At 62.2% G+C, this 6,154-nt stretch carries 7 protein-coding genes; 6 read left to right on the top strand and 1 reads right to left on the bottom strand.

Annotated elements, in window-relative coordinates:
- On the bottom strand, nt 1–136 hold a 136-nt coding region (locus NKJ17_RS33410; protein ID WP_352496782.1), incomplete at its 3' end, for a helix-turn-helix domain-containing protein.
- Nucleotides 137–263: 127 nt separating this feature from the next.
- On the opposite strand from NKJ17_RS33410, the gene NKJ17_RS33405 reads away from it, so the two are divergent.
- From NKJ17_RS33405 to NKJ17_RS33380, 6 genes are all read left to right on the top strand, one after another.
- Complete coding sequence (locus NKJ17_RS33405) at nt 264–1,796, top strand: ATP-binding cassette domain-containing protein (RefSeq protein ID WP_352691961.1); 1,533 nt, start codon at nt 264–266, stop codon at nt 1,794–1,796.
- Nucleotides 1,793–2,797 carry an ABC transporter permease gene (locus NKJ17_RS33400; RefSeq protein ID WP_352691960.1) on the top strand — a complete coding sequence of 335 codons (1,005 nt, stop codon included), beginning with the start codon at nt 1,793–1,795 and terminating at the stop codon, nt 2,795–2,797. The genes NKJ17_RS33405 and NKJ17_RS33400 overlap by 4 nt, the downstream gene beginning before the upstream one ends.
- Before the next feature lie 22 nt (nt 2,798–2,819).
- The gene (locus NKJ17_RS33395) at nt 2,820–3,782 is read left to right on the top strand and encodes a substrate-binding domain-containing protein (protein WP_352691958.1); all 963 of its coding nucleotides are present in this window, start codon (nt 2,820–2,822) and stop codon (nt 3,780–3,782) included.
- 63 nt (nt 3,783–3,845) lie between these two features.
- Nucleotides 3,846–4,739 carry an amidohydrolase family protein gene (locus NKJ17_RS33390; RefSeq protein ID WP_352691957.1) on the top strand — a complete coding sequence of 298 codons (894 nt, stop codon included), beginning with the start codon at nt 3,846–3,848 and terminating at the stop codon, nt 4,737–4,739.
- Between the two features lie 35 nt (nt 4,740–4,774).
- Entirely contained in the window at nt 4,775–5,527 is a 753-nt protein-coding gene (locus tag NKJ17_RS33385) for an SDR family NAD(P)-dependent oxidoreductase (protein ID WP_352691956.1), read from the top strand.
- A gap of 19 nt (nt 5,528–5,546) precedes the next feature.
- Nucleotides 5,547–6,154, top strand: a 608-nt coding sequence (locus NKJ17_RS33380; protein ID WP_352691963.1) for a transketolase, incomplete at its 3' end; no start/stop codon positions are given.

The raw sequence follows: 6,154 nt of genomic DNA, 5'->3' as shown, positions 1-6,154 counted from the left end.
CGCGCTGAAAAAGCCGCACCCCGAGTTGGTGTTCGAGCAGCCGCAGCTGCTGGCTAACCGCCGAAGGTGTCACCTGCAATTCCTGCGCGGCCTTTGCCACACCGCCGAGCCGCGCGACCGCCTCGAAATGCGTCATCGAATTGAACTTGATGTCTGACATCGTCCTCGTCGGTTAAGCTCAGCTACACAGAATGTTAAGAAACGAGAATTGAGCCGAATGTCAATCGGTCGCATCATCCTGTGGTCTCGGGAGGAGATACAGAATGGAACCGGGTGCAGCCCAAAGCTTGGGTAGTGCCGGCTATGTGCCGGCAGATGGACAGACGTTGAGCAGGAAGCCCCTGATCGAGGCTTCCAATGTCGAGAAGAACTACGGCGCAACGCGGGTCCTTCGGGGCGTGAGCTTTCAGGTCCGGCCTGGCGAAATCCACGCGCTCCTGGGCGGCAACGGCGCCGGCAAAAGCACTCTGATCCGCATCATCACCGGGCTGATCTCACGCGATGCCGGCGATATTAGCTTCGCCTCGTCGAAGGCCTGCCACACCAGCCCGATCATCGCGGTGGTGCATCAGGAGCTGGCGCTATTGCCCGAGCTGTCGGTCGCGGAAAATATCGGCATCGTGCATGCAAAGGCGGGCTGGTTCCAGATCAGCCGTCGCTGCATGCGGGAAATCGCGCTTGGTGCGCTCCGCCTGATCGACCCCGCGATCGGCGAAGAGATCATCGATCGGCCGGCACGCAAATTGTCCCTCCACGAAGGCCAGATCGTCGAGATCGCCCGCGCACTTTCGACTGGAGCGGAAGTGCTGCTTCTCGATGAGCCCACCGCCAACCTGACAGCCGGCGAGACGGTCAAACTCTTCTCGGTGCTAAAGCGGCTTGTGCGAGAAGAAGGCATTGGTATCGTCTTTGTTTCTCACCGTATGCGCGAAATCCGCGCGCTCTGCGATGTCTGCACGATCTTGCGCGATGGCGTCACGATCGCGAATGCCACGCCCCTGACCTCGCTCAGCGACGCGGACATCATCCAGCAGATGGGCCAACACGCGCAGCGTCCAGCAACCCACCGCAAACCGCAAAGGGGCCTCCCCCAGAGCCCACCGATCGAGCTGCTGGGCCCAAACAACGTCAGGATCGCAATTTCGTCCGGCACCATCCTGGGACTGGCCGGCGCACCGGCGGGCCCGACCGGCCTCATTGCTCCGCTGGTGGGCGCCGGACCCGGAGCTGGCTGGCGCCTTTCGGGCGGGGGTTTTGGGGACCGTTTCTCGTCCCCAGCGGCAGCGACGCGGGCCGGTATCGGCTTTGTTTCGGGCGACCGCGCAACCAAGGGGATCCTTTCGCAGCTGCCCATCGTCGATAACGTGCTTGCAGCACGCAGGGTTCGCGAAAGACGGCGGATCGTGGCCGCAGCCGAGCGGCAGGAATGTCACGATCTCGTTTCAGCGCTGAAGTTGAAAGCCACCTCGATCTGGGACCTGCCGGCCTCGTTGTCCGGCGGCAACCAGCAGAAGCTTCTCGTCGCACGCTGGCTTGGGCTGCCGCTCCGGATGGTGGTGCTGGAAGAGCCGACGCGTGGCGTCGACATCGGCACCAAGCATGACATTTACGGTTTGATCCGGGAGATGGCCGACGCTGGCGCGATCATCATCTGGTGGTCGACCGAGAACGTCGAACTGCTCGAGCTTTGCGACGCCATTTTCGCCTTTGACACCGATGGGCAGCCGAAGGGATTCCTGCCTGAAGAGCACTACACCGAAGACGGGCTTGCCGAACTGACGGGGATGGCGGCATGACCGACGCGAGCAACGGCACCACGACCACCGACAAACTCCGGACCACCAACTCGCGCGTCCCAGCAGTTCTTTTGTCCTACCGAACGGAAGGCGCGATTGCCGCCGCAATCGTCGTCCTGCTGCTGGCCGTCGGCATGTTCGTGCCCGCTGCACTCAGCATGGGCAATTTGCAAAACATCATCCAGGCCGCCGCGCCCCTCATCATCATGTCACTCGGTGTTTTGCTGGTCGTGGTCACCGGCGGCATCGATCTTTCGGTCGGTTCAGTCTTTTCCTTGACCGGTATGGTGACCGCGCTGGCGATGGCCAGTGGCGCCGACGGACTGACCGCCAGTGCTGCCGGCCTGGCCGTCGGCCTTGTCTTCGGCTCGATCAATGGCCTTCTGGTCACGGTCGTCGGGCTCGCGCCTTTCGTCGTCACGCTCATCACCTACGCGGTGGCGGGCAGCCTTGCCTTCATCGTCACGAATGGTCGTTCGATGCCGATCGGCGCGCCGGATTTCTGGCTCCTGAATTCGGGCGAGATCATCCCAGGCATCCCGAACCATCTTCTGTTCTGCATCATATTGATGATCGCGCTGGAATACGCTTTGCGCAAGGTCGTGCTCGGACGCTGGTTCTATGCCGTCGGCTCGTCGGCAATTGCTGCCCGGCTGCTCGGCATTCCGGTTCTGCGCATCAAGTTTGCAGCCTATGTCGCTTCGGGCCTGCTCGCCTCTTTCGCCGGGCTGTTGACGGTAAGCTACATCCTCAACGCCGAAGCCACTGCCGGCGCCAGCCTGATGCTGCAGGCAATCGCCGCCGTCGTCATTGGCGGGGCCAGCCTCTTTGGCGGAACCGGGAGCGCGATCGGCGCCGTGCTGGGCGCTCTGATGATCACCTGCATCCAGAACGGCGTGAACCTCATCGGCGTGAACAGCTTCTGGCAAGGCTCAGTCACCGGCGCCGCGATCCTGCTCGCGGTGCTGATTGACCGCTTCAGCAACAAGAACCGCATCTAGATCATCAATGGGAGGAACCAAGATGAAGTTTAAGACCATACTACTTGCAGCGTTGGCGGCGGCTACCTTGTCCAGCGCATCATACGCTGAAGACAAGAAGACCGTCGCCTACATCGCCCCGTCGCTGGACATCTCCTACTGGCAATGGGTCGGGTACGGCGTGAAGGAGAAGGCCAACGAGCTTGGCATGGACTATGTCGAGTACACGTCGGAGAATTCGCCCGCCAAGCAGATGGACAATGCCAGGACCGCCGTGACCAAAGGCGTCGCGGCCATCGTGATCGGCCCCGTCAGCTCGACCTCGACACCGCCGCTGCTCGACTATCTGGCGAAGCAGAAAGTGCCGATCGCCTTCGCCGGCATCGGGCCGCAACCGGGCCTCACCAACTATACGTCCTCGGTCACCGCCAACAACTATGAGACCGGCAAGGCGCAGGGGAAATTCACCTGCGGGCTTGCCAAGGAGCGTGGCGGCAACAAGGTTGGCATGCTGTCGCTGCCGCAGGACCGGGAGAATGCACAGAAATACCTCAAGGGCGCCAAGGAGGCGTTTGCCGCCGACGGCTGCGACCTCGTCCAGATGCTGGAAACGCGGGGTCTGACGATCAACGAGGCCGTCACCCAGGCAAACGACCTCTTGACCGCCAATCCCGACATCAAGGCCATCTACGGCATGTATGACGAAGCCGGCACCGGCGCCGCCAAGGTGGTCGAGACCCGGGGCCTCACCGGCAAGATCGGCATCACCGTGGCCGACGGCTCGCCGACCACGATCGCGCTGCTCAAGAAGGGAGCGCTCCAGGGCATCTTCTTCCAGGAGGCAGTAGGCCAAGGCATCGACGGAACTCAACAGGTCTACAACGCACTGACGGGCGCGGCGGTGACCCAGGATCTGGCCTTGGTCATGCCTCTTGTTACGGCCGACAAGGTTGATAGTCCCGAGGCCAAGAAGGTCATCGCCCGCGTCTTTCCCCCGAGCAACTGACCGCCACCCAATGGACCCGCCGGCTTGGCCGGCGGTCCAGACCTCAAGCAAGGAATCCCGACCGTGGCCGAGCTGCCGTTCATCGATCCGCACCATCATTTGTGGGATCTGGAGGCCAATTATTATCCGTGGCTGACCGACGGGGTTAAGCCGTCAGCCTTCGGTGACTACGAGGCGATCCGAAAAAGTTACCTTCTCGAGGACTATCTTGAGGACGGCAAGAACCAGAACCTCGTAAAATCGGTGCACCTGGATGTGGGGTTCGATCCCAGCGATCCGGTTGGGGAGACGCGCTGGCTGCAGGAGATCGCCGACAAGCGGGGGTTTCCCCACGGCATCGTCGGCTATGCCGACCTGTCTAGACCCGATGTTGGCGAGCTCCTCGACCGCCACATGGAACATCAGAACTTCCGCGGCATTCGGCAGTCGATGAACTACCATCCCGACGCCGCTAAGACATATCAGGCGCGGCCGGAGGTGAGCCGGACACCCGAATGGCGGCGTGGTTTCCGGGAGCTGGCGAAGCGACGGCTGAGCTTCGACCTGCAGCTCTACTATCCCCAGATGGGTGAGTTCCTCGAACTCGCGCGCGACTTTCCCGACGTCCAGATCATTCTCAATCACACCGGCATGCAGGTCGACGGCGCCGAGCATTTTGGCGCCTGGAAAAAAGGCATGCACCAGTTGGCGCAAGCGCCGAACGTCGCCTGCAAAATCTCGGGCCTCGGCATGGGCGACTGGACTTGGACCACGGCCTCGATTCGTCCTTATGTCGAGGAGGCGATCGCAGCCTTCGGCGTCGGCCGCTCGATGTTCGCGACGAACTTCCCCGTCGACAAGCTGTTCTCGAGCTTCGACGCCATTTTGAACGCCTTCAAGGAAATTACGATCGCCTACCCGCACGAGGAGCGGCTCGCGCTGTTCCATGACAACGCTGCCCGGTTCTACCGACTTTAGATCACCGGCAAACAGAAATAGCAGGAGAGTTCGACATGTTGCTGAAGGGCAAGGCCGTGGTGATTTCAGGGGCCGCGGGCCCTCGGGGGATAGGCCGCTCCACGGCAACGCTGATGGCGGAGCAAGGCGCGCGCATTGCTATTCTTGACCTCGATGAGCAACAGGCCCGTGACGCCGCCGAGTCGCTTGGGCCCGAGCACATTGGCCTCGCCTGTAACGTCGCCGACCTCGATGCGTGCAAGAGGGCTGCTGGAGAAGTGGCCGAAGCCTTCGGCAAGGTCGACGTGCTGTGCAACATTGCCGGGATCACGCAGCCCGCAAAGACACTGGATATCGGCCCGGCTGACTGGGACCGCATGCTCGATGTCAACCTACGCGGCGTGCTCTATCTCAGCCAGGCATTCATCCCGAACATGCGCGAAAATGGCGGCGGCTCGATCATCTGCATGTCGTCAGTTTCGGCCCAGCGCGGCGGCGGCATCTTCGGTGGCCCGCACTATTCGGCTGCCAAGGCGGGTGTTCTGGGGCTTGCCAAGGCCATGGCGCGCGAATTCGGTCCCGAAGGCATCCGCGTCAACTGTGTCACGCCGGGCCTGATCCAGACCGACATCACGGGCGACAAACTGACCGACGCCATGCGCGCCGACATCATCAAGGGAATCCCGCTCAGCCGGCTGGGCGAGGCGCGCGACGTAGCCGGCGCCTATCTCTTTCTGGCTTCCGATCTGGCCAGCTACATCACCGGCGCCGTGATCGATGTCAACGGTGGGATGCTAATCCATGGCTGAGTGGACAATGGAGCTTGAGATGCCTCGCGCTGGCAGCAATGTCAGCCTGGCCGAACGAGCCTATCGTATCCGCCGGCACGCCGTGCGGATGGGTCAAGTCCAGGGCCAAGGTTATGTCGGACAGGCGCTGGGTGTCGCCGACGTGCTTGCCGTCGCCTATTTCCATGCGCTTCGTTACCGGCCGGAGGACACGTTGTGGGAGGGACGCGACCGCTTCCTGCTGTCGATCGGACACTACGCCATCGCGCTCTACGCGGCTCTGATCGAAGCGGGCGTGCTGCCGGAGGAAGAGCTCGAAACCTATGGCAGCGATGAAAGCCGTATGCCGATGTCCGGCATGGCGCCATACACGCCCGGCATGGAGATCACCGGCGGCTCGCTCGGTCACGGCCTTGGCATCGCTGTCGGTATGTGCATGGGGCTGACGCGCAAGCGAAGCGACAGTTTCGTCTACAATCTTTTGTCCGACGGCGAGCTCGGTGAGGGCTCGACCTGGGAAGCCGCGATGTCGGCCGCCCACCACAAGCTCGACAATCTCATTGCCATTGTCGACTTCAACAATCAGCAGGCCGATGGTCCGTCGACGGCCATGCTCTCCTCCGAACCGGTGACCGACAAGTTCGAGGC

This window comes from Mesorhizobium sp. M0208, from assembly GCF_040322015.1.
Taxonomy (GTDB): domain Bacteria; phylum Pseudomonadota; class Alphaproteobacteria; order Rhizobiales; family Rhizobiaceae; genus Mesorhizobium.
This window is presented reverse-complemented; position numbering and strand designations above follow the sequence as displayed.